Here is a 24,429-nt window from a genome sequence, read left to right on the forward strand (position 1 = left end):
TAAAAAAATAAAAGGATAAGGTGAATCACTTCACCTTATGGCCAGAGTGCAAGTGATTTCTTTACACCGAATGAAGGTGTTGTGAATCCTGCGGTTGTTGAGGAACCTGATTCAGGAGTAATGACCAGGTTTAGAGTGGACCTTGGTTCAACAGTGATGCCTGAATCCTTAAGACCGGTAACACCTGCTCCATCAAGTTCGGTGTAAGCTGTTCCTGTGCTTGATACGGTAGAGATGTAGATGTTAACAAGATCTCCCTGGTTCATGATCGGTGAAGCTGTTGTAAATGAGCCATCCTCATCCCTGATCTTCTCAACTGTGAAGAAATATTTAGCATTGTCACCAGGAGTGGTTTGAGTACCTGTAACCAAATCGTTCATGTTTGCGGAAGCATTCTCATCCGTAAGGAAATCAGCCATTATAGCACCATGAGTCATGTCATTGTTCGCGTAGACAAGATCGTTAGTATTAGTACCATCAGTAATGGTAATGACAGCCTGATTAAGATCGATTTCTGAGCTACCAATATTGAGTGCAACCTTTACTTTAAGGAGGTCGATAGTAGCAGATGTGTTTGCAAGAGTGGAGTCATTATTAGCGCGTATGCCCTCGATACCCTTGATCATCAAGTTAGAGGATACTTCCTCAGCTGCCTGTTTACCGGTTGACTGTGCTTTTTCCTGGAGTACACCGGAAGTCTGAATCAATACTGCTGCTGCTACTGCTGCTACCAATACCATTGCAATGAAGATAATGAGGGTGCCGATTCCTGCCTGAGCACGATCATTGTTCATCATCAGATGTTTGTTTGCTTTCATTCATTAATCTCCTATCTTTTAAGTTAATCAGATAAATTGGAATATTTCCATCTTTATGGATAGAGGAAGTAACTTTTTTTGATCTGAATATGGTAATTGTGAGCTGTACAAGTTTTGAAAACCTTATTCAGCAACACAAGATCATTAAAGATCAATTTTGACATCCCTCCAAACACAATGCAGCGATGATGAAACACACAATACAACCATAGTTTGAAAATTCAAACAAATAATGTTATATAGCATTTTCATCATATGCTCATCATAATTAGTATTATGTGTTTTTATATATATATTGCACGGTTGGAAAATCCAAACAAGAAACAACACGGTAGAAAAGAACGTAAATAAATTCATATTAGAAAGTCTTCAAATACTAACGAGCGAGATGAACAAAATGAGTACTGGGCTCTTACTAAATATCACAATTTGTTTTGCAATAGCAGTGATCTCTTTGACATTTGCATGGGTACTTGCAAAAAATAAGAATCTGGAAAAACAAAATTCAAAGCCTACACTTTATGCATTGATCACATTCTGGCTACTTGTAGCATTTACTTACTACCCCACAGCCTTTCGGATGATAGCAGCCTACCTGAACAATACGCAGGTTGACGTATTGATGTATTACATAGCATCCATTCCTTTTGCTTTTGTGTCCGTGCCACTGGCATACATTATCATCTACGTCATAACAGGGAACAAAAAGGCAAGTAGCTACGTAAGTATAATATTCGCAATGTTTGGAGTATTATACCTGATATTCCTATTAACTAACGGAGTAATAGAACCAGTAGCAACTTATTGGTCTTCAATTATCAGCATAAACAGTAACATTGCGATCAACATATACCTGCTTGGCCTTTTTATCATCCCCACAGCAATGATACTTGGAATAATGTTGTTGATACTCCTAAGGAAGATATCGAAAAGAATGCGATATCACACAGTACTGCTGCTTGTGTCAATCTCATTCGTCATCGATTTCATGTTAACTGACATGATCACGACACTTGATAGAATGCAGCTTGTTGCAAGGATCTTTGTCCTCATAGGAACAGTTCTTGCATATCTTTCATATTTCCCACCAATGACATTACAAGAAAAACTCGGCATTATGCAGCATAAATATGAGCCTTTTGACGAAGATGAGTACATGGATCTCGAGGACAGTACATATGTCTGAGGAAATAAATGTTGAATATGAGAAAAGGGTGGCCGAATTCTACCAGTCATTGGGAATAAATCAAGGACCAGGGGATATCCAATACCGTATTATCTTATTAGTTCTGAAGAAAAATGAAGGTAAAATAACGGATTTTGCAGAGATAAGAGCATACACAGACCAATTTGCAGACAGAGGAAGTATTGGAAGTAAGATGAAGAGCGTATTCCAGGCAGAGGGAATTGCAGAGAAAGTGCAACGCGGCGGTTATGTGATAACAGAAAGGGGATTAATAGCCGCTAATTTTTTGAAATATACATCTGCATTCTACAAAAGGACAAAGAGCATGCAGGCAATGCTTGATCGCCTTCCATAACGGCGAAAGATGTATATAGAAGAAATGCTATGTACATCTTTATACTTCAATGTACATAAGTGGTTATTATGCACTCTGCAATACATGAAATTATCAATTCTACGGAAAAAAGGGTCAAGACGCTTTATGAAGCGGAGAGCCCTGCAGTTTTGAAGGGGAATACACAAGGAATAGAGAAGATCATCGAAGCCATATACACGAAAAAGAATAGTGGAAAGGTTCCGATAATCGCAGAGGTCAAACCTGCATCCCCATCTATGAAAATAATGGACATTTCACCAGAAGAAGCTGGGAAAATAGCCATCGATATGGAAGCTGCAGGAGCTATTGCCATATCTGTTCTGACGGAACCGGAGTTCTTTGAAGGCTCTACGGACAACCTTAAAGCTGTCAGAGAAGCTATTTCATTACCGGTGCTGAGAAAAGATTTTATTATTGACAAGGTGCAGTTCGATGAAGTAAGAAGTGATCTTATATTATTGATCGCAGGGATTCTCGGCGAGAAGCTGGAGGAGCTCATTGAATATGCACGATCGAAGGAATTTGAACCCCTTGTGGAAGTACATAATAAAGAAGAACTTACATATGTTCTTGAAAATAGTTCAGCAAAGATCGTAGGCATCAATAATCGCGACCTTACAACCCTTGAAGTGGATATTGCCACCACAGAGGAACTTATACCGATAATAAAGAAGTACGACAGGAGCACAGGTGAAGAACACCTTGTTATCAGCGAGAGTGGCGTACATACACCTGAAGACGCAAGAAGGATGATGAGAGCCGGTGCTGATGCAATACTTATAGGAACTTCCATTGTCAAAGATGGAGACATTTATAGAAAGACCAAAGAGCTGGTCGATGCACTTGATGACACTATGGAATGATAATAGGAGGTATGATATGAGCGATACAAAGTATGGAAAGTACGGCGGGCAGTTCGTCCCGGAGATACTGATGCCTGCTCTCGAAGAACTTGAGCAGGGATATGAGAAGTACAGGAACGACCCACAATTCCTGGAGGAGCTTGATTATTATCTGAAAGATTTTGCAGGTCGGGAAACACCTCTTTATCACGCCAGGAACCTTAGCAAGAAATACGGCACAAAGATCTATCTGAAAAGGGAAGATCTTGTACATGGTGGCGCTCACAAACTGAACAACACGATTGGCCAGGCATTGCTTGCGAAATATATGGGAAAGTCAAGACTTGTGGCAGAGACCGGAGCAGGACAGCATGGCACTGCTACTGCCATGGCAGGGACGAATCTGGGATTCGAGACACATGTGTACATGGGCGCCAAGGACACTGAAAGGCAGCGCATGAACGTTTATCGAATGGAGATCATGGGCACAGAGGTACATCCGGTCGAATCCGGTTCAAGGACACTTAAAGATGCCATCAACGAGGCCTTGCGTGATTGGGTTTCAAATGTCGAGAATACGCATTATCTGATAGGTTCAGTAGTTGGCCCACACCCATATCCAATGATGGTGAGGGATTTCCAGAGCGTGATCGGAAATGAGGTCAAGCAACAGATAATGGAAAAGGAGGGATGTTATCCGGATTCAATAGTTGCCTGTACAGGTGGCGGTAGTAATGCCATGGGCATATTCTACCCGTTCATTGAAGAGGACGTGAAGCTCATTGCAGTGGAGGCAGGCGGAAAAGGTATGACATATACCAAGGATGCTGCACTTCATTCGGCATCACTGTCAGTCGGAGAGGACGGAGTCCTCCAGGGCGCTCGGACCCGCATACTTCAGGATGAATACGGCCAGATCCTCGAATCAAGTTCCATTTCAGCAGGATTGGATTACTCAGGAGTAGGACCTGAGCTTGCCCATCTAGCAGACATTGGAAGACTTCTGCCCCGTGTTGTCAATGATGATATGGCATTGGAAGCGTTCCACGAGCTAAGTCGTGTGGAAGGTATCATCCCTGCGCTTGAATCATCTCATGCGGTAGCACATGTCATGGAAGCAGCAGAGTCAGGTGAACTTGGCGAACTTGTAGTGATCAATCTCTCCGGAAGAGGGGATAAGGACCTTGAAACCGTCATAGATCTCGAAAGGAGGGAATGATATGAGATTATCCGATAAATTCAATGAACTGAAGAACAGGAATGAGACAGCACTTCTTGCTTATGTGTGTGCAGGAGATCCGGATATTGATTCGACTCCACGAATTGTTGATTCGCTGATAAGGGGCGGTGCAGATATTATTGAGCTGGGATTGCCGTTCTCAGATCCGGTGGCAGACGGACCTACCATACAGGCAGCATCCGAAAGAGCACTTTCAGCAGGAATGAACCCAGACAGATATTTTGAACTTGTGGCAAACCTTGATTTACAGGTTCCACTTGTGTGCATGACATACTATAATCTGATATACAAACGAGGAATTGAAAGATTTGTAAAGGATTGTGTCAGTTCAGGCATTAGCGGATTGATCATCCCTGACCTGCCGGCAGAGGAAAGTAATGACCTTGCAAACTGCTGTTCAAGGGAAGGAGTGGACCTTATATTTTTGGTAGCTCCGGTTACCACGGATGAGAGAATAGAGATGATATTGTCCAAGACGTCCGGCTTTGTGTATATTGTCTCAAGATCAGGCGTTACAGGAACAAGGTCCGACGTCACAGCTGCGACCTCCGACATAATTTCAAGGGTCAGGACAGAAATCCCGAAAGCTGTTGGTTTTGGAATTTCCAATGCAGAACAGGCAGCAAAGATCATAGATGCAGGTGCTGACGGAGTTATAGTGGGTTCTGCTTTTGTAGATATTATCGCATCAGGAGAAAATGTCGAAAAAAGACTGGAAGACCTTACAACTGAAATTAAGGCAGTCTGCAGAAGGGACTGAAGAACAGAAATTAAACTTAGAGGGAGTTAGCTCCCTCTGCAATTATTCGAACAACTGGTCTACGAACCATTTAGGATCGAACTTTTTAAGGTCGTCATACCCCTGACCCATTCCGAGGAACAGAATTGGCTTACCTGTTATGTAGGCAATGGATATTGCTGCACCACCTTTGGAATCAGCATCTGTTTTCGTTAGAATTGAGCCATGAATTGGGACAGCATCATTGAATTGCTGTGCACGTTCTACGGCATCATTGCCTGCAACTGCTTCATCCACAAAGATTATGAGATCTGGAGAGCTTACACGGCAGACCTTCTCAAGCTGCGCCATGAGATTCACATTTGTGTGCATCCTGCCGGCCGTATCGGAAAGTATGACATCTACATTGTTTGCTTTTGCATGCTGTACAGCATCATAGACAACTGCTGCAGGGTCACCGCCTTCCTGATGCTTGATCAGTTTTACGCCGATCCTCTCTGCGTGAATAGCAATTTGATCGATAGCTCCTGCCCTGAAAGTATCACCGGCTGCAATAACAACGGAATATTTCATGTCTTTCAGGCGTTTTGCCATTTTTGAGATCGTCGTTGTCTTTCCGGTTCCGTTAATACCTATGAAAACGATATGAACCGGCTTTTTTGCATCCCTGATGTAATCATCAAGGTCGAAAACGTTTGCAGACATGACCTTGTAGATAGCACTCCTCAATGCATTCTCCACAAGTTCACCAGTATTCTTTCCGAGCTTCTTGCGACTTCCAACAAGCTCTTCTTTTACAGACTCGACTATCGCCTCTGCGACATTGATGGCAATATCGCTCTCAAGCAAAGCCATTTCAAGCTCCCAGAGAGAATCTTCGATATCACTTCCATCGAGTATGACCTCTCTTTCGAAAACAAGGGCTTTGGCCTTTTGAGCAAAACCGATCTTTTGTTTTAATGAGGAGGCGGGTTTAGGCTCATCTTCAGAAGGAGAAACGATTTCCGAAACCTCTGGTGCTGATACCGGTGTTGATACTGGCGACGATACTGGCCCTTCTGCCGGTTCGACCTCAAGGATCTCTTCGACAGGCTCTTTTAACTCAACAGCTTTCTCATCGATGGTCTTACCGATCGATTGTTTGAAACTACCAAGTTTTTCCTTGAGCTTATTAAACACTAAAACTCATCCTTAAAAATGATAAAAATAAAAAAGGAATCAGAACATCATGAACAAGATCACGCTGGCTGTCTGCTTCCAACTGCGGATTCAATTGAAGCCAGACGCTGCCCTATCTGAGCAAGTGTTCCATTCAAGCGTTCAACAACCTTGCCAAGCTCTTCCTTGCGCTGGGTAAGAGTCTCAATGGCTTCAGCAGGAGTTTTCTCCACGCTGATACCTGCTCCGACACTTACAACGATCTTATCGACATCTGCAATATTTGCATGTATCAATGCCCCTGCTCCCAGAGGGATCATCGTATTGATAGCACCGGAAGCAGATCTAAGCTCTTCCAGAGTAGCGATGGCACGTGTGCAATCCTCAATGGACATCTGCACCATACCGAGCTGCTGATTAACTGATTCAGCATTCTGCTGTAACTCGCGATGTTGAGCTGCGAGATTTCGTGCGTCCTGTTCACTCATTTCTGACATAGATCTCATGCCTCTGTGACACTCTCGATCTTAATTAATGCCCTAACGATCCTATGTTTACTACCAAAAGTGGACAATGTCTTATCACGAGCATTCTTTTCATTTTGGCTCTCGACGTTCTTGGTGAACTTCTCCCAAGAATGTCCTGCTTTGAATGTGCCTTTGACAACATAATTCTGCATATGAAATCACCTGTTATATTATTAATTTAAAGACCAATGATCAAGCAAAGAACAGTGCGTCCTCAACCCTTCCGAGTTCGTGACCCGTAGTATTGGAACCTGCTACATATCCTTTTGAATTGGCGAGCAAACCTGAGCCTACTGCCTGTGAACCATAGTTAGTGGTACCCACTTCGACAGGAAGAGCGAATACATCCTCAAGAACGGAAAGTTCATCCGGCGTCACCATTGGGTGGACCAGTAAACCTCTGTTCGTGACAACGCCTGCCATTCCAACAGTACCCAGACCTGCAATAGTGCCTCTGTGAACATCTACTCCAAGGACCCTTGATATCACTTCTATCGAACTATCGGTCATTTCCGGATGCACAAGTGCTGCCGTATCATTTGCCAGTATCACATTACCAACGGCTGTGAGCATATCTGGAAGCACTTCGACTGGAACCTCAACGTCTTTGAGATCACTGATATTGGCATTCCTTGAAATCAGGAAACCATTTGAATTGCCTTTGGAAAGTGAACCTACCACAATACTGCCATTTATCAATGTAGAGATTACCTTTACATCAAGCTGTTCTGCAAGCAAGTCGATAGCCTTTCCAGCAGTACCGATAGGAACGATAGCCACATCTTCTGTACATGTGGCAAATACCCCTAATACAGGGTTATCATAGATGTTCACTGTTTTGATCATTATTGTCCTATGCTATACGATATAATATCCATCTTAAGATCAAGCAAGTTCTGCCTGGATCTCTCCATCTTCGAACTTTGCAGCTCGAATACGGATGGACGATGGTGGTTTCTGAGAACCTCGTTCCCAGATCTTGTGGTTGATAGTAGCATCTATCTTGATCTGTGAAGGATCTGCTTTCATGTGCCTTACAAGATATTTTCTTATAAGAGACATAGCTCTGCTGGTACGTTTCCACCTTGGAGCAAGCTTTGCTTCACGAAGTGGAATAGTGTAGATCTGTTCCTTTACCGCGTCTTCTGCCATTGTCATCACCTTATTTCACGTCTAAACTGTTCCTTCTCCAGTGCCTTCTCTTTGGGTGGCTAACAACCTTTCTGTTAGTCTTAATGATTACCCAGGTTGGTACGCGCTGATTCTGGTTATGCGCTTTTGCCAGCCTTATCTTCTGTCCTTTTGTATTGTGGCTCACTTATCTCACCTGTGATTTGATTAATTGTAACGCCAATCATAAAGATTTGCGTCTATAACTCGATTATCCTATAAATCATTAATCTATGAGCAATAAGATTCCCTATCTGATATCATCTTTATGTTCAACAAAGAACGGTATATCAGATACGTTTTAAAACTCTTGATTGCATATGTTGCGGAAATATATCGATAACTTTTTCATTTCCATAATGTTGCCTTATCAGTTCACGTAACTCTGTTTCATAATCTGCCTTGGCAATACTGTCACTTTGACCTTCATCGATCACCAGATGTTTTTCAACAAGCATGTTGACCGCACTTCTACCATATCCCTGAAGAGGGCAGATGTATTTCACACCAAACCGATCCTCAATGCTTCGGATCTCTCCATCCGTAAGCCTTGGCACACGATCATCACGCCTCACACCATCAGCGATCACTGACACCGAATCTTCCTTTGCGAGTGTTTCGATCACATTCTTGTGTATGAAATTTATCGCGTTTCTCGGATAACCGTCCTCAATAATGATATTCAATGCAGTTTCCAGAATAGTACGATCAAGCTCCAGTACTCTGTGGGAGAAGCCCAATTCATCAGCCGTTACTTTTGCAATATCCCCCACCGGAAGTATCGAAAATGTGCATGTCACGAGTTCGATATCGAAAAAGGGGTCAAGCATTATAGCAGACAATGAACTATCCTTACCTCCACTGAAAAGTACATGAGCTTTCATATTCACATACGAGTTATGGAAGTCTGGCGTTTCTGTGGCTGCATCTGTGTAAGAAGAACTTTGAGCTTCTCATCATCTATCTTTGTCTGAAGACGACCATTTTGTGCAAGCATCACAAGCTGGGATTCAAGCTGTTCAACCAATTCCTTGCGAGAGAGCCTCAATCGAGTCAATCTCTCACGCGCCTCAGGTGTCATGACCTGGCGAAGAACTGCCTGAACCTGCGCATCCCTTTCAGCTTGTGCCTGCTCCTGCTGATATGCAGCCTGAGCCTCATTCTGTGGAGAGGATTGCTGCTGCTGCTGTTGCTGGAGCTCTGCGAGCCTTTTTTGTCGGATAGCTTCAAGATCATCCACTGTAGATCACATCCATTTATTATATAGCAAATATGACCGCTGGGTCATTGACAGGCAACTTAGGAGTGACATGGATGGGAGCAAACTCCCAATAACCACATCAGTATTTTGAAAGTTCAGGAATGGTCTCAACGAGATCGTTCTTGACTTCAGTAGAGAGGTTGTCAAGTAAAGACTGACCTGCAGGAGCGATAACCCTACCGCTTTTCAGCTTGCGCACAAATCCTGCGGACTCAAGCTGCTGGAATGCTGCCCTTACAACAGAACCACTTCCTTTTGCTTTCTTGGATGGGTTTGCACCCCTACCTTTCTTACCACCATATACAGACCTGAGTCTCTCAACGCCAACAGGACCCTGCATATAGATTGTCCTCATGATAGCTGCACAGCGGGTGTACCACCAGTCGTTGTCAATTGGTGATTGTTCCTTGTGAACACCGGTCTTAACATAAGCTGCCCATTCGGGTGGCTTCATCTGATCATTCTCTTTTAGGTTCTCTGCCAGCTTTGCAATAATATCTGAAGCAGGAACGTCGTATGCTGTAGTCATTATATCCTCCTTGGAATGAAATGTATCGATTGAATTTCTGCATATTTTGATCTTTCGTAAACTTGTTGAAAGCAAGTAATACTCTATTACAATATGTGCATGGAAATAGGGTGTAATTTATTGATTAGTATATACGTGTTTCGGCAGTGTCCCATATCCTCATCTAATAAGACAAAGAAATGTGGGATAACTTGCCTCATTTTTCGAAAGTCTGTGCCCTTCCAGGCCCTACGGACACATATTTGATAGGAACTCCCATCATATCTTCCAGCTTCTCCACATAATCACGGGCAGCCCGAGGAACATCCCCATAGCTCTTCACACCCGTAAGATCATCGGACCAGCCTTCAAGGTCCTCATAGATAGGTTTACACATGCTCAAAAGGGAAGTATCTTCCGGTGGATAATCCAGCCTTTCACCATTGAGATCATATGCCACACACACCTTAACGACATCAAGGTCTGAAAGCACATCCAATTTAGTCAATGCGACACTGGTGTAACCGTTCAGGTTTATCGCTTTCTTGAGCAACGGAAGGTCGAACCATCCGCATCTGCGGGACCTGCCTGTGGTAGTGCCGAACTCGTGCCCCACATCATGAAGATGCGCTCCGGCCTCATCATAAAGTTCAGTAGGTAACGGGCCTTCACCTACCCTTGTGATATAAGCTTTCACAATTCCCAGAACCTCATCGACCTTTGTCGGGCCGACACCAAGATTTGCACATGCAGAACCTGCAATAGTGCTGGAAGAGGTAACGAACTTCTGAGTTCCGTGAATAACATCAAGGAAAGTGCCCTGCGCACCCTCTGCCAGAACGTTCTTACCTTCAGAGAGAGCTTCATTTATCTCATAGGAAACATCCGTGACATAAGGGGCAAGTCTCTGACCAAGCTTCACATATTTGTCCATCAGTTCACTATCGGTAACTATTGAAGTATCGCCACCAAGTTCCCTGATAGCAGCTTCCTTGGATGCAGCCATCTCAGAAAGCCTTTTCATGAGCCTTTCAGAATCCACAAGGTCCGACATTCGGATCTCATCCCTTGCGATCTTATCAACATAAGCAAAGCCAATACCCTTTTTAGTAGTACCTATCTTCTCTTTACGTGATGATTCACGAAGGCCGTCCAGTTCAACATGATAAGGCATAATGATACTCGTCTTAGCATCTATACCTAATTTATCAGAAGATACCTCAACACCTGTCTTTGCAAGCATATCGATCTCTTCTGCTAAAACCTCTGGATTAAGGACAGTGCCCGGACCTATCAGAACCCTTGAATCAAGCAGGAAACCAGAGGGTATGAGATGAAGCTTATAGACATCATCCCCAACGACCACAGTGTGGCCTGCATTATCCCCGCCCTGGAACCTGACAACAAGATCGTAGTCTTTTGATAACAGATCAACGATCTTTCCTTTTCCTTCATCACCGAACTGTGACCCTGTCAGAATCGTAAACATAGTGGGTGCAATTGCAGTTTAGCTTTAATAAGGTTTTGATTGATAATCTGCAGATAAATTTAGTTTACGACAAAAATAATATATTAGCATAGGTCATACACAATAAATTAACAAAAGGGGATTTTTATTGGTGGTAACATTGGAAAGAAACATAAACATTCATTCATCTGCAAAGATACTTGGGACCAGTTCCATAGGTGACAATTCAGTCGTCCTTGAGAACGTAGTCCTTGGCTATCCCGAACATTCAATTCTCACTGCCCTGCTGGAAAAAGGAATGAGAACAGAAGAAGCAGAATATACAGGTTGTACAATTGGTTCGAACTCGTTCATCAGACCTAACACAACTATATTCAGCAACGTAAGTACAGGTGACGATTTCAGGACAGGTCACAACTGTCTGATTCGTGAGAACACCACCATTGGAGATAACGTACTTATAGGAACCAATGTCATAATCGATGGGAATGTAACAATAGGGGACAACGTCAGCATACAGGGTAATGTCTACATACCCACGCATGTGAAAATAGAAGACAATGTATTCATCGGCCCCTGCGCCGTTCTGGCCAATGACAAATACCCGATAAGAAATGAATATCATCCCGAAGGACCAGTAATAAGAAAAGGCGCATCCATAGGTGCAAATGCCACAATACTCCCTGGTGTGGAAATAGGAGAAGGAGCAATGGTCGCAGGCGGAGCATTGGTAACAAAGAATGTACCTGCATGGAAACTGGCCATCGGTTGCCCTGCTGAAATAAAGGACCTGAACGAAGAACTGCAAACGTTGAACAAGATCTAATTACACCAATGAGGCTAAAAATGATACCAATAGCAAAACCAGATATCGGCGAAGAAGAAATAAAAGCCGTGTGTGAAGTGCTTCGTTCAGGAATGATAGCAGAAGGAAAACGTGTTGCAGAATTCGAAGAAGAATTTGCAAGCTACATCGGAGCAGACCATGCTGTTGCTGTCAATTCCGGCACAGCCGCCCTCCATGCTGCCCTCCTTGCACACGGGATCGGAAATGGAGATGAAGTGATAACAACCTCATTCAGCTTTATTGCTACTGCAAACTCTATAATGTACACCGGTGCAAAACCAGTATTTGCGGATATCGAACCGGATACGTTCAATATCGACCCCACCCTTATCGAAGAAAAGATAACCGATGATACAAAAGCAATTATGCCGGTCCACCTCTACGGACATCCCGCAGAGATGAAGGCCATTACCGATATTGCCGAAGACCATGACCTGATACTCATCGAAGACGCATGTCAGGCACATGGGGCAGCACACCACGGAAAGAAAGTCGGTTCTTTTGGAACAGGAGCATTCAGTTTCTACCCGACCAAGAACATGACGACAAGCGAAGGCGGAATGATCACGACAAACGATGAAGAGGTCGCCAGAAAAGCAAAAATGATACGTGCTCACGGATCGCAGCAGCGATATCTCCATGAAATTGTCGGATATAACCTGAGGATGACAGACATTGGAGCTGCCATAGGACTAACACAGCTTAAGAAATTGCCCTCGTACAATTCCCTCAGGCAGAGAAATGCAGCCTTGCTCTCAAAGGGTCTGGAAAATACAGATGGAATTACAGTACCTGTTGTGAAAGAGGGGTGCGAGCACATGTTCCATCAATACACCATCCGGGTGAACGATAGGGACGAACTATTAACAAGACTGGAAAAGGCAGGAATAGGTACTGGAGTATATTATCCAATACCCATACACATGCAGCCTATCTACAAAGATGCAGGTTATACAGACAAACTTCCAGAATGTGAGAAAGCATCAAAGGAAGTGCTCTCCCTACCAGTGAATCCAGGAGTTTCAGAAGAGGAAATTCAACAGATAATCGATGCGGTCATAAAAGGAGTTGAATGATAATGCTTCGCGTAGGCGTCATTGGCGTAGGTGCCATGGGGCAACACCATGTCAGAATATACAATGAAATGGAAGGCATTGAACTTGTAGGCATTTCAGATGTTGACCAGAAGAGAGTGGAAGAGCTGGCAGACCAATATGGTGTCAAGGCATTTACGGATTATAATAAGCTACTAGAAGAAGGTCTGGATGCAGTAAGTATCGTTGTACCTACAACCCTTCATAAAGCAGTTACTCTCGATGCCATAAATTCAAATACCAATGTACTTGTGGAAAAGCCGATCGCGGACACACTTGAAAATGCTGACATAATGATAGAAGCAGCGGAGAAAGCAGGCCTTACCCTGATGATAGGTCATATCGAGAGATTCAATCCCGCCACTTCTAAAATGAAAGAGATCATCGAAAGCGGACTTCTCGGAAAGATAGTGTCCATATCCACACGAAGGGTAGGACCTTATAACCCAAGGATAAGGGACGTAGGCATAATTCTCGATCTTGGCGTACATGACATTGATGCGATCTCCTACATGTACGCAAGCAATGTGTCGGAAGTCTATGCCATTGCAGGAAAGGACATACATTCGCAGGAAGACCATGCATCCATAATGCTTCGTTTTGGGGATGACAGAGCAGGACTTGCCAGCACTAACTGGCTGACCCCACATAAAGTAAGGCAGATGGAAGTAATTGGCGTGAATGGTGTCGGATATCTGGATTACATCGACCAGACAGTAACGATACACGATGCAAAATGGATAAGGAATGCAAAGGTCGAAAAAGGGGAACCTCTGGCAAAGGAACTTGAACATTTCACAGAATGCATCCGAACAGGCAAAAGACCTATCGAATCAGGTGTTGAAGGAAAACATGCATTGAATGTCGCTTTAGCGGCCATAGAATCATATAAAACGAGCAAGATCGTCAAGATCGAATGAAGGGATTGACGATCCTATTGCATCTTTTTCATTTTTTTCTGAAAAAAAGACTTTTGAGGACAACTAGCCATAAAATTACCTGAGCCAGAGCTATACCTATACCGTCCGCCACAATATCATCAAAGCTTGAAGTTCTACCCGGAACATACATTTGATGGATCTCATCCGTAATTCCATAAGCTACCCCTATAAAAATAGCAAAGACAGGAGCATATTTTCTGAGCGTCAGATTATCTGAATGACGGAATGTAATGTGAAGAAGGATCCCGAATCCAAAATACAGGATCATGTGTGCAAATTTATCAAAATTATGAGCAATATAATATGCAATATCCCTCACATAAGGAATATTACTGTTTTTCACAAGATCGAGAAGTTGATCATAGAAAGGAATTGGTGAAGATGAAGGTATCTCAATACTGGACTGTGCTGAAAGATAGAATATAATGGCTGCATAGAATAAGGAAAGTGCAACAAAAATATTAAATATTAATTTCTGCCTATCGGCCATTTTCGACACCTTTCGAATAAAATAATAAAGCTTATTATCAACAAATGAACTTTTGCTCTTATAAGCTACACGCTCACAAAAATATATAAATTGAGAGACACCATTATAAAGATAACACAAATGATTTAACTAAAATACATTATAAATTTGAGGCAACAACCCGAATAAATAAAAATAGAAAGGTCCAAAAATGTTCAATTTCACCTCTCTTTCAACGATACAATATTTGGCAATTATTAGTAATTTATTATTGCCAATTATATTAGTTACAATTTCAATGCCATATTTCATTAAGAAATTTACTGAAAGTGGAGTTCTTGGAAGAGACTACTACAAAAAAGGAGTTGTAAAAATTCCTGAAAGTGGTGGTATAGTTATTTTGCTTATCACCCTTCTTTCGATCTCTTTCACATCACTGTTCTTCAAATACTCGACCACAAATTACGTAGTCCTCATTGTGATTTGCCTCTTTGGGATATTTGGAATACTTGATGATATGATCGATATCGGAAGGGTATCAAAAATATTTTTAATGTATTATTGCTCTTACCCACTTATCCAATACGCCACAAGTACAGCACTTGTGCTTCCAAGTGTCGGACACATAGAGCTTGGAATACTTTATTTGCAATTCATTGTTCCAACATACGTACTTGTGGCCTCGAATCTTGTAAATATGCACTCCGGATACAATGGACTTGCATCCGGGCTTTCTGCAATAGTTCTTTTGTCCCTCATAATAAGATCAATAATACAGGGTGATGTGGAGAATATCTTCACAATAGTTGCCATTACAGGGGCACTGCTTGGGTATTTCCTCTATGACAGGTACCCATCACAGATCTTCTGGGGCAATGTTGGTTCACTTACAATAGGAGCAACAATAGGTGCATTGATAGTGATACAGGGATTCATCATAAGTGGGTTCATAATGCTTATCCCCCATACAGTGAACTTCCTGCTCTACGTTTATTGGAGGGTTCGAAAGTTCCCAGTAGCAAAATTCGGTCATGACCGTGGTGATGGGATACTTGAAGTACCAAATCCATACACATTGAAATGGGTGCTTCCATATTATTACAACCTTACAGAAAAACAGGCAACCTATGCCATGTACATGCTTACAGGAATTTTCTGTCTGATAGGAATATTCCTTCCGGGAAAAATTTAAAATATATGAAGCAGGACCATTAACTTTAATTGGCCCTGCTACGCCTTATTGCCAGAATAAATATAGAAAGGATACTTATTGCCAATGTGTTCTGAGCAAGTGCCTTCTCATCGGGCAGATCATCCGGGTTATTTGAAGATCCATTCGAAACTAGCTCACTTTCAAAAACATTATCCGAAGGATGAGCAGTGATTGCGAACGGTGAAAAACCGGGAGTTTTCGATTCGAAATAGACATATTCCCCACCTTCTTCTGTTACTTTTGTTTCAAGACTGGACCAGCTATTATCGGAGTATCGGTTCAATCCAATATCCGAACTATCAACACCATGCATCTCCATCCAGGAGGAATTTACCCTAAATCCTATTGTTGGATGATCTATGTTCTCCGGTGTCGCAAAACCAGCATTACCAACCCAAATGTTCACATTCTTATAAACAAGCCCATTTGGAGCATCTTTCACCAGAGCAGAAGTATTTTTCAGAACTTCAATGGTTGTCGAGATAGCACCGGAATTTTTTTGACCGGTAAAATTAACGGTTACAATGGGGTTTCCAGGAGAATCGAAACCATATGAGATGACCTGACCCGACCTTACATTTTTTTCAGCCACATCTTTAAACTCGATGTTCCCGAATTCCTCCCCTGTTGCACCACTACCGCTGCTGCCCCCACCACTTCCAGGGCCAGCATTGGACATTTCACCATCAGATGGAGCAGACTCACCTATTATTGAGACCATACCATTAACAACTGAGATCGGGACCGCAGAACCAATGGAATTGCTGACCACCACATTGCTCAATTGTAAAGAGGAAGAAGAAGAAGAAAATACTCCTTTTGTATCAAAGACTATCGTAGCAAGTGTTCCAGACTCCGTTACACTCTCGCCAATAAGGACACTCCATACATCCACAATGGTCCCTTCCGAATTATCGATAGTGCCCTTATTGAACAATGTAGAAGCACCATTTGCGAAAACGTCACCTTCGGAGACAGAGACAACAGAAAGGGATTCACTGTCAAATGAAAGGTCAAATTGAGCACCTGATATAGGAGTATCCGGTTCAATATACACTACTACGATTACATTTGAACCAGCAGCTATCGACTGTTCAGAAGGAGATATACTTACAACACTCTCCGCTGAGACCGGAGTAATTAAAGTGCTGGCAAAGAGTACAAACAGGAATAATGCGAAAAAATAACCAGATGATCTATACTTTAAAATATCATGCATTTCGAACACCACCTATAAAAGAAGAAATACCAATTTTTTGAATATAAGAAAAGTTATACCGTATAACATATTTAGTTTTTGGGATAGAAGAATAAGAGAGATATTTGAGTTAGAGGGGGTATGTTGGTTGGTGGTACAAATTTTGTGGTTCAAGAAGGGGGGACTCAAATATCTCTCCTAACAACAAATTATACAAGTCGATATAATACATAAATTTTTCTATAAATCGACCGGTTTGTTGAAATTTGTATGCAATACAAAGTAACTTCATACCTCATGAACAGACCATAAACCCACAACGATTCAATCTGTCTTTCGCGGGAAAAACTGTTTACATATCGAATCAAGACGAACCTTCTTGCCCACCTTACCTTTTTTGCGACATGTATCCCCGGAATTGAACTTACAGGTTTGACAGCAATAGATACGGTTTGCAAGCTTGTCACGAACGATCTTTTCATTAAGATCGGTCTCACCCAGCCCACGATGATATTTGTAGTCATTCCACCCGGAATAATATAATTGGCTTGCCAAGGTCGCTATCGCCGGAGGGTCCCATTCCCCATAAGGAGCACCTATATCTGAAGCTTTAGGAGTAGGATGCGGCAGTACTGCCGAAGGAGTGCCGTTCAGAAGGTCGAGTATTTCTTCCTTTAATTCCAGGAAAATTTCTTCATCCGGCTTTTTTGCCAGTGCCCTGTTGATGTACGTCTTTGCACCTTCCAGATTACCAAGGCGCTTAAGGCATACTGCAATATTGTAGTATATAGGAGAAGGTTTTGTTACCACACCCAGACTTAAAATGATCTCATAATATCTGATAGCTTCCCGAAACTCACCTTTCTGTTGCAACAACAGACCCATGTTGTTCAATGCGCGAACATTCTTAGGCTGTATTTCCAGAGCCATCTTGAAATAATGTTCTTTCCTTACAACATCCTTTTCAGCTCTGCCGGAGGAAATGTACCTCTCAACGACCTTAGTTACATCATCTTTTGCCATAAAATATCCTCAGATCCCTCTTTTTTTCTGCACATACCAACCCACAACCGGTGGGATCCAACATAGATTTGCCACAATGGTCTCAAGGGCAGTAAAGGTTTGGGTGGTCGGGCTGAAACCATATATGCGCAAGAGTAAAAGACCAAAAGGCACGATCACAATTATTGCAAGACTTGCGACCATCACAGGATGATGCATATACCTATTGAACGCACCAAACCAGGTACCTTCTTTTTTCCTCAAAAAAAGCATCCCGGAAATATTTGCTCCCATCTGGTCACTAAGTGCATAGAAGTATGGGATATAGAAGCCCTCAACACCATATACATTCACACCTGCAAGACGGCTGGCAAGATCGATGATCCACGGCACTGCCAACCCAAATAGCTTGCCCCAACCGTATGCCTCCGCCATTGTGCTTGAACCACCAAGAAAGCGCTGGCGAATTGAATAGATACCTTCCAGTATGCTCTCACCCTCCCCGGATAAGGTTCTGACCAGCCATTGCCCCACAGGACTTCTCTGATAACCCTGCATATCAAGGAAAACACCTGCAATAAGACCCAGCATATATCCAGGAATAGTATACCTTATCAGATCTTCAAAACCTTCACTTTCAGGAAGTTCATCCTCATTGCCCATACTTATTTGAGAATGTTGTTTTTGTTAATTATAGTATATGTTCTGGCTCAACTTTGTATTCAAAACATACTACTTTTCGATAAAAATAAGATGGAACTCTTTCATAAGAATAGAGACGAACAGATAGAAGTTGAAAAACTCCAACCTCCATGAAGGTTTCAGAGAGACATAGAAAACGGAAAAATAGCCAAAAAGAAATACAGAACTTAACTATGTTCAGATCTCCTTGAACACTTTTGCCAGAGATTCGCCACGAACATGGATGGAAAATTCTGAGAAATAACCAAAAGCAGTGGTATGAACTTCAAATCCTTTATCTTCCATCTTATCCCTGACAGCTGATATAATTTCAATTGCCAGTTCCGGAGAGGATTTGCTTGATGAAAGATGAGCAAATGAATGCAGGACCATTCTTTCCTTATTGACCTTGTTAAGATACCATTTCAGATTCGCCACAGCTTTTTTTACCACTTTAGCTTTTCTTTCCTCATCTTCCGCTTCAACGTGGATAAAAGCTACTGCAGTATCTTCTATTTTCTCATCCCTGTGAACATCCTCCACATGATCAAGGGTCTTGCTGAAGGTCTCGAACCAAAAAGATTCCGTATCGAACATTAGCATTTTCATGGATCCTTATCCTCCGTTAGCGTCATGGCAAGACTTTTCTGAAACGTCATACAATTCTTAAAGTATGTTAGTAGCTTCTTCATATATACATAACTTCACTGTTTGCGGTAAGAAGTGCCATGAAGATTGAAAAAGAACAATTGATGAATGTAGTAAAAGATGGGAATAACGTAAATATTGCCTCATTAAATATCTACAATATTAAGCAGATCATAATTATGGTTGATTCAAATGGATAAAATAATAGCAGACTTTGAAATTGATGTAAGGGGACAGTGCTGTCCGTACCCACTTATACGAACAAAACAGACAATGGATGATCTGGAATCAAATGAGGTACTGCTGGTCATAGCAAATGATGCCATAACCCCTCAAAACATCGCAACGTGGACAAAAAAGACAGGGAATGTGCTGCTTGCTGTTGAAGAAAAGGAAGGCATCTTCAACATATACGTCCGCAAAGCTTGATGAAAACATTCCCCTTGATCATTTTATCCAATGCTACAGACCCCGCCTCCATCCTGGTAGTTCTCATCCTCAATTGATGTTATCGATGGATCCTGACCACATACAGGACATGATGGATTCTTACGGATCTTGATCTCATCGAATGACATGTTAAAAGCATCATAGAATATCAGCCGACCTACCAAAAGCTCACCTGAGTCCAGCAAATATTTGATGACCTCGGTTGCCTGAATTACACCTATGATGCCTGGAAGTACTCCGATCACTCCGGCTTCCTGACAGCTTGGGACCATTCCCGCAGGTGGTGCATGCTCAAAAAGGCACCTGTAACAGGGACCTTCATCGGGAAGAATTGTCGTGACCTGACCTTCGAAGCGGAAGATACTACCGTGTGAAAGAGGCTTTTTCGCAAGTACACAGGCATCGTTTACGAGATACCGGGTCGCAAAATTGTCGGACCCGTCCACCACGATATCGTAATCGTTTATGATATCAAAGATATTATCAGGACTTATCCTTTTCTGATAGGTGATAACGTTCACATCCGAATTTAGATTCTCAACGAACTTTCTCGCGGATTCGACTTTTGGGACATCAATATTGCCTCCATGTATGACCTGCCTTTGAAGGTTGCTAAGGTCCACAACATCATCATCAACGATCCCAATGGTCCCAACCCCGGCAGCAGCCAGGTACTGTATAATAGGAGAACCAAGCCCTCCTGCACCTATACAGAGCACTTTTGAGGAAAGTAGTTTATGCTGTCCCTTTCCGCCAACTTCCTGCAGTATGATATGTCTTGAATAACGCCTTATCTGTTCTTCAGTAAATTCGCCTAACATTTTTACCTCCCTGAAAATAATGATTAAAATTCGTGTCAGTATTTTCAAAAAAATGTAATGTCCTGATAAATAGGTATAGAAAGCGGCAATTTTCACAATTATACTCCAAGTATCTCAAAAACCAGCTTATAAGCCATCATATTGAAATAAAGGCAAATATTGCCTAATAACTAATGGTAATAATATAACGCGGTTTTATGTTGAATAGATAATAATCATACGTTACTAGGAGACAAATAAAATGAGCAAAGTAATTGGTTTAAAATGCAGGGAATGTGGTGCCGAATATCCCAGTGGGATACAGAACACCTGCTACGAATGTTTCGGACCGCTTGAGGTACATTACGATTGGGATGAGGTCCAGGATACAGTAAGTAAAGAGAAGATCGCCAGAGGCCCTTCGTCCATCTGGAGATATGCAGACCTGCTTCCTTTGGATGGCACGAATTATGTCGATCTCGGTGCAGGTTACAATAAGTTGCACCATGCAAAGAACCTTGGAAAAGAGCTGGGACTTAAGGAACTATACATCCTTGATGATTCTGTCAATCCTACGAATTCGTTCAAGGACAGAGTAACATCGGTGGCCGTAAGCAAGGCTCTCGAACTCGGTGCCACCGCAATTGGCTGTGCATCCACAGGGAATCTCGCATCAGCCGTGGGAGCCCATGCTGCAAAAGCAGGTATTCCGGCATACGTATTCATACCTGCTTCGATAGAGCTTGGAAAAATATCACAGATGCTCACATATGATCCAAACGTCATAGCGGTTGACGGAACCTATGATGACGCAAATCGTCTTGCAAGTGAGGTCGCAGACCAGAATTCCGACTGGGCATTTGTTAACATAAACATCAGGCCGTACTATACGGAAGGTTCCAGAACACTTGCTTTTGAAACTGCCGAACAGCTCGGATGGAATGCTCCGGACCACATCGTTGCCCCCCTTGGAAGCGGAGCACTGCTATGTGCACTTACAAGAGGTTACATTGAACTCGAAAATATCGGTCTTATCGATTCCGGCAAGAATGTCAGGATCTCAGGCTCACAACCCACCGGTTGTTCTCCAATATCGACCGCGGTACAGAACGATGCCGAGGTAGTTCCAATAAGGGAGCTCGACACCATAGCCCACAGTCTTGCCATCGGAAATCCTGCCGACGGATATTATGCAAAGCAGGCCATCCAGAATTCAAATGGTTATGCTGCATCCGTTACGAACGAGGAGATCCTTGATGCCATACTTCTGCTTGCAAGAACTGAAGGGATCTTCACAGAACCAGCCGGCGGGACAACGGTTGCAGGTCTTAAGAGCCTGGTCGAAAGCGGCCATATTGACCCCGAAGAAAGAACAGTTGTATATGTAACAGGTAATGGTCTAAAAGCACAGGAGACTATCGCAGGAGTGCTCGATAGCCCTGTATCGATAAAGCCCACATATTCCGAATTCACGAATACGTTCAGAAACATAACGATAGAACAAACACCAACATGTCAAGAGGTGAACTAAAATGGTATCTATAAGATTTTCATCAGCATTGAACAACCTAACAAGAACGAGGTCAACAGATATCGAACTGGGTGATACTACAATTAAGACCCTTTTTGACAGACTCACTACCGAGTACGGCGAAGAGTTTGAAAAGCGCCTGCTTCAGGACGGACAGGTACGAAGGTTCGTCAATGTCTATGTCAACGGGGAAGATATAAGGCATCTTTCGGGTCTTGATACCGAAATAACCGATGCTGATGAGATTTCAATATTACCGGCAGTAAGCGGAGGATGATCTTAAAAAGAACAGGGAAGAGCAGGTTTTGGAAAGAGGATACATTCAGTAACCTGCAATTCCTTAAAAGTGGTGGCTATATGAAGAAACTTAGAATAGGACACCTTTCGACCATGTATCATACCTCGTTCATATTGATGGGCATGGACTGGCTCGAAAAAGCAGGCATAGAACCTGAATGGAAGCTTTTTGGAGGAGGGCCTGCGATCGTCCGGGCATTCGAGGACCACGAGCTGGATATCGGATACATCGGACTTCCCCCTGCAATGATAGGGAGTGATCACGGCCTACATATCAAATGTATCGCTGGCGGACATGTTGAAGGAACAGTGATGATCGCCACCCCTGAATTTCTGACACTCGAAGAATACAGAAATGACCGGACACTTTTTTTGAATCAATTTAAAGGAAATACAATAGCTTGCCCCCCGGCCGGTTCCATCCATGATGTGATCATCAGGAACTATGTCAAAGAAGCAGGTCTTGAGGATCAAATCGATGTCCTCAACTACGAATGGGCTGACATGATCCCCGAAGCCATAGCTGACGGGGAGATAAAGGTTGCAGTAGGAACCCCATCATTGGCCATCGTGGCAAAAAGATACTGTGATGCAAAAATAGTGATCCCGCCTGAAAGACTGTGGCCCCATAATCCAAGTTATGGGATAGTTGCGACCTCTGACATGATCGAGAACTCACCGGAGACCCTTTTAAAGTTCATAGAGTTGCATGAGAAAGCCAGTGTATTCATTCGCAAGGACACTGAAGAGGCATCAAAATTGGTTGCTGAGACCATAGAGATCATTGATGCAGATTTTGTGAATGATATGTACAAAGTGTCGCCAAAATACTCTGCGGGCATATCAGATGACTATATCGCATCGACCATGAGATTTGTGCATGTGTTGAGCGAACTCGGATATATCTCAAAGAAGCTCGAGCAAAAGGATATCTTCGACCTTCGTTTTGTTGAGGATTTAGACCTTTGATTTGAATATTATCCCATTCATTTTTCCATGGCCCTATCCCTTAGATCTTTCGGGAATTTCTCAATAGCATATCTAAGCGCCGTACGAGGCATATTTTTCTTATTTCGCATGACGTAGTTGAATATTTCATTCTGATGATTTCTGCTGGCCTCTTTAAGCATCCATCCATACCCTTTTTGGACCAGATCATCTTTATCTGTTAATAACAGATCGGCAATCTCCAGAACATCATCCAAAAAATCTCCTCTGCGGGCAGGCAATATCAGTATGACGGCAGAAGCACGCCTGAACCAGCGGTTGTCCGAACCTGCCCAGGTCTTGAGTGAACGAATGTATTGAGGATACATTTCGATTAATGAACCCAACGTATGATTACAAAGAGTATCACATTTAGCCCAGTTGTTTACATAATCCCCGATCCATCTTTCAAAAACGTAGAAATCTTCAGGTTCATACTGCTTTCTCAAACGATATGACCATTCGAATGCTATGAAGGCTTCCTCATTGTAATCCGAGTTCAGGAGTTCTTCACACGTGGAATATATCTCAGGCTTGCTTTTGCCAGATATGCTTTTAAAATAGTCATTTGCTATTTTCCTGACTGCAGCAGCCTTCACACCATGACACTTAATTTCCTCTTTAAAAAAACGTGAGGAACTTATCTTTGTTTGTTCATCAGCATTTTGTTCCAGGTCTTTTCGTATGTTAGCAACAATCTTGTTCATAGGTTTTTATTGACCATATTTAAGGATAATGTTAACGGATATTTGAATTTTTTAATCTGAAATCGAACTATTATGTCATGGACAAAGATATAATCCTGAAAATATGCATGAACTAACTAGAAATACGCCAGGATCAACAGCAATCATCTCCTTAAACAAAATGAAAAAAAGCTACCTCTGCAATACACTCTTCAGCAGTGTAGCAACAGGAAATGTGCCCATATAGAGATGAAATAACTCCGCACCCATTCAAGTGCAGAAGTATCCCATC

Annotated in this window: 31 protein-coding genes; 13 read left to right on the top strand and 18 right to left on the bottom strand. The window is 42.5% G+C overall.

From position 1 onward, the window contains the following. Positions 1–35: 35 nt before the first annotated feature. On the bottom strand, positions 36–818 hold the full coding sequence (locus tag AC20MK_RS08115; RefSeq protein WP_487355354.1) for a flagellin: 783 nt from the start codon (positions 816–818) through the stop codon (positions 36–38). A 397-nt stretch (positions 819–1,215) separates the two neighbouring features. Between AC20MK_RS08115 and AC20MK_RS08120 the strand changes: the two genes are divergently transcribed. From AC20MK_RS08120 to trpA, 5 genes are all read left to right on the top strand, one after another. Continuing rightward, entirely contained in the window at positions 1,216–2,004 is a 789-nt protein-coding gene (locus AC20MK_RS08120; protein ID WP_487355355.1) for a hypothetical protein, read from the top strand. Continuing rightward, the gene (locus AC20MK_RS08125; protein ID WP_487355356.1) at positions 1,997–2,359 is read left to right on the top strand and encodes a hypothetical protein; all 363 of its coding nucleotides are present in this window, start codon (positions 1,997–1,999) and stop codon (positions 2,357–2,359) included. The genes AC20MK_RS08120 and AC20MK_RS08125 overlap by 8 nt, the downstream gene beginning before the upstream one ends. Before the next feature lie 68 nt (positions 2,360–2,427). Then, on the top strand, positions 2,428–3,243 hold the full coding sequence (locus tag AC20MK_RS08130; RefSeq protein WP_487355357.1) for an indole-3-glycerol-phosphate synthase: 816 nt from the start codon (positions 2,428–2,430) through the stop codon (positions 3,241–3,243). A 16-nt stretch (positions 3,244–3,259) separates the two neighbouring features. Continuing rightward, positions 3,260–4,441 carry a tryptophan synthase subunit beta gene (gene trpB, locus AC20MK_RS08135; protein WP_487355358.1) on the top strand — a complete coding sequence of 394 codons (1,182 nt, stop codon included), beginning with the start codon at positions 3,260–3,262 and terminating at the stop codon, positions 4,439–4,441. A 1-nt stretch (position 4,442) separates the two neighbouring features. Beyond that, positions 4,443–5,222, top strand: coding sequence for a tryptophan synthase subunit alpha (gene trpA / locus AC20MK_RS08140; protein WP_487355359.1), 780 nt, complete (start codon positions 4,443–4,445; stop codon positions 5,220–5,222). A gap of 42 nt (positions 5,223–5,264) precedes the next feature. Here trpA and ftsY read toward each other — a convergent pair whose 3' ends face one another. The 10 genes from ftsY to AC20MK_RS08190 all read right to left on the bottom strand — a co-directional run bounded on the left by ftsY (position 5,265) and on the right by AC20MK_RS08190 (position 11,314). Further along, a complete protein-coding gene (ftsY, locus tag AC20MK_RS08145; protein ID WP_487355360.1) occupies positions 5,265–6,380 on the bottom strand; it encodes a signal recognition particle-docking protein FtsY in 1,116 nt (371 codons plus the stop codon). A gap of 59 nt (positions 6,381–6,439) precedes the next feature. Next, on the bottom strand, positions 6,440–6,856 hold the full coding sequence (gene pfdA, locus AC20MK_RS08150; protein WP_487355361.1) for a prefoldin subunit alpha: 417 nt from the start codon (positions 6,854–6,856) through the stop codon (positions 6,440–6,442). A gap of 5 nt (positions 6,857–6,861) precedes the next feature. Continuing rightward, positions 6,862–7,038: a 50S ribosomal protein L18Ae gene (gene rpl18a / locus AC20MK_RS08155; protein ID WP_011498294.1), complete on the bottom strand. Its 177-nt coding sequence runs from the start codon at positions 7,036–7,038 to the stop codon at positions 6,862–6,864. A gap of 40 nt (positions 7,039–7,078) precedes the next feature. Further along, positions 7,079–7,732 (bottom strand): translation initiation factor IF-6, encoded by a 654-nt coding sequence (locus AC20MK_RS08160; RefSeq protein ID WP_487355362.1) that lies wholly within the window; start codon positions 7,730–7,732, stop codon positions 7,079–7,081. Between the two features lie 39 nt (positions 7,733–7,771). Continuing rightward, a complete protein-coding gene (locus tag AC20MK_RS08165) occupies positions 7,772–8,038 on the bottom strand; it encodes a 50S ribosomal protein L31e (protein ID WP_172367999.1) in 267 nt (88 codons plus the stop codon). Positions 8,039–8,048: 10 nt separating this feature from the next. Then, entirely contained in the window at positions 8,049–8,204 is a 156-nt protein-coding gene (locus tag AC20MK_RS08170; protein ID WP_011498297.1) for a 50S ribosomal protein L39e, read from the bottom strand. A gap of 142 nt (positions 8,205–8,346) precedes the next feature. Further along, positions 8,347–8,940, bottom strand: a complete 594-nt coding sequence (locus AC20MK_RS08175) for a DUF7411 family protein (RefSeq protein WP_487355363.1) — start codon at positions 8,938–8,940, stop codon at positions 8,347–8,349. Between the two features lie 2 nt (positions 8,941–8,942). Continuing rightward, positions 8,943–9,296, bottom strand: a complete 354-nt coding sequence (locus AC20MK_RS08180; RefSeq protein WP_487355364.1) for a DNA-binding protein — start codon at positions 9,294–9,296, stop codon at positions 8,943–8,945. 100 nt (positions 9,297–9,396) lie between these two features. Continuing rightward, positions 9,397–9,846, bottom strand: coding sequence for a 30S ribosomal protein S19e (locus AC20MK_RS08185; protein WP_487355365.1), 450 nt, complete (start codon positions 9,844–9,846; stop codon positions 9,397–9,399). Positions 9,847–10,042: 196 nt separating this feature from the next. Next, complete coding sequence (locus AC20MK_RS08190) at positions 10,043–11,314, bottom strand: adenylosuccinate synthase (protein WP_487355366.1); 1,272 nt, start codon at positions 11,312–11,314, stop codon at positions 10,043–10,045. A 130-nt stretch (positions 11,315–11,444) separates the two neighbouring features. On the opposite strand from AC20MK_RS08190, the gene AC20MK_RS08195 reads away from it, so the two are divergent. From AC20MK_RS08195 to AC20MK_RS08205, 3 genes are read left to right on the top strand one after another with little or no spacing between them, the layout of a single operon-like run. Further along, entirely contained in the window at positions 11,445–12,119 is a 675-nt protein-coding gene (locus AC20MK_RS08195; protein ID WP_487355367.1) for a DapH/DapD/GlmU-related protein, read from the top strand. 20 nt (positions 12,120–12,139) lie between these two features. After that, positions 12,140–13,216, top strand: coding sequence for a DegT/DnrJ/EryC1/StrS family aminotransferase (locus AC20MK_RS08200; protein ID WP_487355368.1), 1,077 nt, complete (start codon positions 12,140–12,142; stop codon positions 13,214–13,216). A 2-nt stretch (positions 13,217–13,218) separates the two neighbouring features. After that, the gene (locus tag AC20MK_RS08205) at positions 13,219–14,154 is read left to right on the top strand and encodes a UDP-N-acetylglucosamine 3-dehydrogenase (protein ID WP_487355369.1); all 936 of its coding nucleotides are present in this window, start codon (positions 13,219–13,221) and stop codon (positions 14,152–14,154) included. A gap of 28 nt (positions 14,155–14,182) precedes the next feature. Here AC20MK_RS08205 and AC20MK_RS08210 read toward each other — a convergent pair whose 3' ends face one another. Further along, complete coding sequence (locus tag AC20MK_RS08210) at positions 14,183–14,665, bottom strand: VanZ family protein (RefSeq protein WP_487355370.1); 483 nt, start codon at positions 14,663–14,665, stop codon at positions 14,183–14,185. A gap of 277 nt (positions 14,666–14,942) precedes the next feature. Between AC20MK_RS08210 and AC20MK_RS08215 the strand changes: the two genes are divergently transcribed. After that, entirely contained in the window at positions 14,943–15,836 is an 894-nt protein-coding gene (locus AC20MK_RS08215) for an MraY family glycosyltransferase (RefSeq protein WP_487355371.1), read from the top strand. A gap of 25 nt (positions 15,837–15,861) precedes the next feature. Here AC20MK_RS08215 and AC20MK_RS08220 read toward each other — a convergent pair whose 3' ends face one another. The 4 genes from AC20MK_RS08220 to AC20MK_RS08235 all read right to left on the bottom strand — a co-directional run bounded on the left by AC20MK_RS08220 (position 15,862) and on the right by AC20MK_RS08235 (position 19,347). After that, entirely contained in the window at positions 15,862–17,076 is a 1,215-nt protein-coding gene (locus tag AC20MK_RS08220) for a PGF-pre-PGF domain-containing protein (RefSeq protein WP_487355372.1), read from the bottom strand. A gap of 303 nt (positions 17,077–17,379) precedes the next feature. After that, the gene (locus AC20MK_RS08225) at positions 17,380–18,078 is read right to left on the bottom strand and encodes a tetratricopeptide repeat protein (protein ID WP_487355373.1); all 699 of its coding nucleotides are present in this window, start codon (positions 18,076–18,078) and stop codon (positions 17,380–17,382) included. 9 nt (positions 18,079–18,087) lie between these two features. Further along, on the bottom strand, positions 18,088–18,720 hold the full coding sequence (locus AC20MK_RS08230) for a hypothetical protein (RefSeq protein ID WP_487355374.1): 633 nt from the start codon (positions 18,718–18,720) through the stop codon (positions 18,088–18,090). A gap of 216 nt (positions 18,721–18,936) precedes the next feature. Further along, positions 18,937–19,347 (bottom strand): threonyl-tRNA synthetase editing domain-containing protein, encoded by a 411-nt coding sequence (locus tag AC20MK_RS08235; protein ID WP_487355375.1) that lies wholly within the window; start codon positions 19,345–19,347, stop codon positions 18,937–18,939. A 231-nt stretch (positions 19,348–19,578) separates the two neighbouring features. Between AC20MK_RS08235 and AC20MK_RS08240 the strand changes: the two genes are divergently transcribed. After that, positions 19,579–19,815, top strand: a complete 237-nt coding sequence (locus tag AC20MK_RS08240; protein WP_172366005.1) for a sulfurtransferase TusA family protein — start codon at positions 19,579–19,581, stop codon at positions 19,813–19,815. Positions 19,816–19,838: 23 nt separating this feature from the next. Here the strand turns inward: AC20MK_RS08240 and moeB are convergent, their stop codons facing one another. Next, positions 19,839–20,657: a molybdopterin-synthase adenylyltransferase MoeB gene (gene moeB, locus AC20MK_RS08245; RefSeq protein WP_487355376.1), complete on the bottom strand. Its 819-nt coding sequence runs from the start codon at positions 20,655–20,657 to the stop codon at positions 19,839–19,841. A 241-nt stretch (positions 20,658–20,898) separates the two neighbouring features. Between moeB and thrC the strand changes: the two genes are divergently transcribed. The 3 genes from thrC (at position 20,899) to AC20MK_RS08260 (ending at position 23,433) form a co-directional block, all read left to right on the top strand. Further along, the gene (gene thrC, locus AC20MK_RS08250; protein ID WP_487355377.1) at positions 20,899–22,167 is read left to right on the top strand and encodes a threonine synthase; all 1,269 of its coding nucleotides are present in this window, start codon (positions 20,899–20,901) and stop codon (positions 22,165–22,167) included. 1 nt (position 22,168) lies between these two features. Then, positions 22,169–22,444 carry a ubiquitin-like small modifier protein 1 gene (locus tag AC20MK_RS08255; RefSeq protein WP_487355378.1) on the top strand — a complete coding sequence of 92 codons (276 nt, stop codon included), beginning with the start codon at positions 22,169–22,171 and terminating at the stop codon, positions 22,442–22,444. Between the two features lie 80 nt (positions 22,445–22,524). Further along, positions 22,525–23,433 (top strand): ABC transporter substrate-binding protein, encoded by a 909-nt coding sequence (locus tag AC20MK_RS08260; protein ID WP_487355379.1) that lies wholly within the window; start codon positions 22,525–22,527, stop codon positions 23,431–23,433. Between the two features lie 17 nt (positions 23,434–23,450). On the opposite strand, the gene AC20MK_RS08265 is transcribed toward AC20MK_RS08260, so the two are convergent. Then, entirely contained in the window at positions 23,451–24,158 is a 708-nt protein-coding gene (locus tag AC20MK_RS08265) for a DNA alkylation repair protein (RefSeq protein WP_487355380.1), read from the bottom strand. Between the last annotated feature and the right edge of the window lie 271 nt (positions 24,159–24,429).

The sequence above is a fragment of the Methanococcoides sp. DA23 genome, from assembly GCF_057593895.1.

Bases quoted from the DNA above. Each gene is read 5' to 3' on its own strand.
- AC20MK_RS08215 (WP_487355371.1), top strand. From the start codon at position 14,943: ATGCCATATTTCATTAAGAAATTTACTGAAAGTGGAGTTCTTGGAAGA.
- AC20MK_RS08210 (WP_487355370.1), bottom strand. From the start codon at position 14,665: ATGGCCGATAGGCAGAAATTAATATTTAATATTTTTGTTGCACTTTCC.
- AC20MK_RS08165 (WP_172367999.1), bottom strand. From the start codon at position 8,038: ATGGCAGAAGACGCGGTAAAGGAACAGATCTACACTATTCCACTTCGT.
- thrC (WP_487355377.1), top strand. From the start codon at position 20,899: ATGAGCAAAGTAATTGGTTTAAAATGCAGGGAATGTGGTGCCGAATAT.
- pfdA (WP_487355361.1), bottom strand. From the start codon at position 6,856: ATGTCAGAAATGAGTGAACAGGACGCACGAAATCTCGCAGCTCAACAT.
- AC20MK_RS08200 (WP_487355368.1), top strand. From the start codon at position 12,140: ATGATACCAATAGCAAAACCAGATATCGGCGAAGAAGAAATAAAAGCC.
- trpB (WP_487355358.1), top strand. From the start codon at position 3,260: ATGAGCGATACAAAGTATGGAAAGTACGGCGGGCAGTTCGTCCCGGAG.
- AC20MK_RS08175 (WP_487355363.1), bottom strand. From the start codon at position 8,940: ATGAAAGCTCATGTACTTTTCAGTGGAGGTAAGGATAGTTCATTGTCT.
- AC20MK_RS08255 (WP_487355378.1), top strand. From the start codon at position 22,169: ATGGTATCTATAAGATTTTCATCAGCATTGAACAACCTAACAAGAACG.
- AC20MK_RS08260 (WP_487355379.1), top strand. From the start codon at position 22,525: ATGAAGAAACTTAGAATAGGACACCTTTCGACCATGTATCATACCTCG.
- rpl18a (WP_011498294.1), bottom strand. From the start codon at position 7,038: ATGCAGAATTATGTTGTCAAAGGCACATTCAAAGCAGGACATTCTTGG.
- moeB (WP_487355376.1), bottom strand. From the start codon at position 20,657: ATGTTAGGCGAATTTACTGAAGAACAGATAAGGCGTTATTCAAGACAT.
- AC20MK_RS08160 (WP_487355362.1), bottom strand. From the start codon at position 7,732: ATGATCAAAACAGTGAACATCTATGATAACCCTGTATTAGGGGTATTT.
- AC20MK_RS08120 (WP_487355355.1), top strand. From the start codon at position 1,216: ATGAGTACTGGGCTCTTACTAAATATCACAATTTGTTTTGCAATAGCA.
- AC20MK_RS08205 (WP_487355369.1), top strand. From the start codon at position 13,219: ATGCTTCGCGTAGGCGTCATTGGCGTAGGTGCCATGGGGCAACACCAT.
- AC20MK_RS08230 (WP_487355374.1), bottom strand. From the start codon at position 18,720: ATGGGCAATGAGGATGAACTTCCTGAAAGTGAAGGTTTTGAAGATCTG.
- AC20MK_RS08115 (WP_487355354.1), bottom strand. From the start codon at position 818: ATGAAAGCAAACAAACATCTGATGATGAACAATGATCGTGCTCAGGCA.
- AC20MK_RS08125 (WP_487355356.1), top strand. From the start codon at position 1,997: ATGTCTGAGGAAATAAATGTTGAATATGAGAAAAGGGTGGCCGAATTC.
- AC20MK_RS08130 (WP_487355357.1), top strand. From the start codon at position 2,428: ATGCACTCTGCAATACATGAAATTATCAATTCTACGGAAAAAAGGGTC.
- AC20MK_RS08235 (WP_487355375.1), bottom strand. From the start codon at position 19,347: ATGAAAATGCTAATGTTCGATACGGAATCTTTTTGGTTCGAGACCTTC.
- AC20MK_RS08225 (WP_487355373.1), bottom strand. From the start codon at position 18,078: ATGGCAAAAGATGATGTAACTAAGGTCGTTGAGAGGTACATTTCCTCC.
- AC20MK_RS08185 (WP_487355365.1), bottom strand. From the start codon at position 9,846: ATGACTACAGCATACGACGTTCCTGCTTCAGATATTATTGCAAAGCTG.
- AC20MK_RS08265 (WP_487355380.1), bottom strand. From the start codon at position 24,158: ATGAACAAGATTGTTGCTAACATACGAAAAGACCTGGAACAAAATGCT.
- AC20MK_RS08240 (WP_172366005.1), top strand. From the start codon at position 19,579: ATGGATAAAATAATAGCAGACTTTGAAATTGATGTAAGGGGACAGTGC.
- AC20MK_RS08220 (WP_487355372.1), bottom strand. From the start codon at position 17,076: ATGCATGATATTTTAAAGTATAGATCATCTGGTTATTTTTTCGCATTA.
- trpA (WP_487355359.1), top strand. From the start codon at position 4,443: ATGAGATTATCCGATAAATTCAATGAACTGAAGAACAGGAATGAGACA.
- AC20MK_RS08190 (WP_487355366.1), bottom strand. From the start codon at position 11,314: ATGTTTACGATTCTGACAGGGTCACAGTTCGGTGATGAAGGAAAAGGA.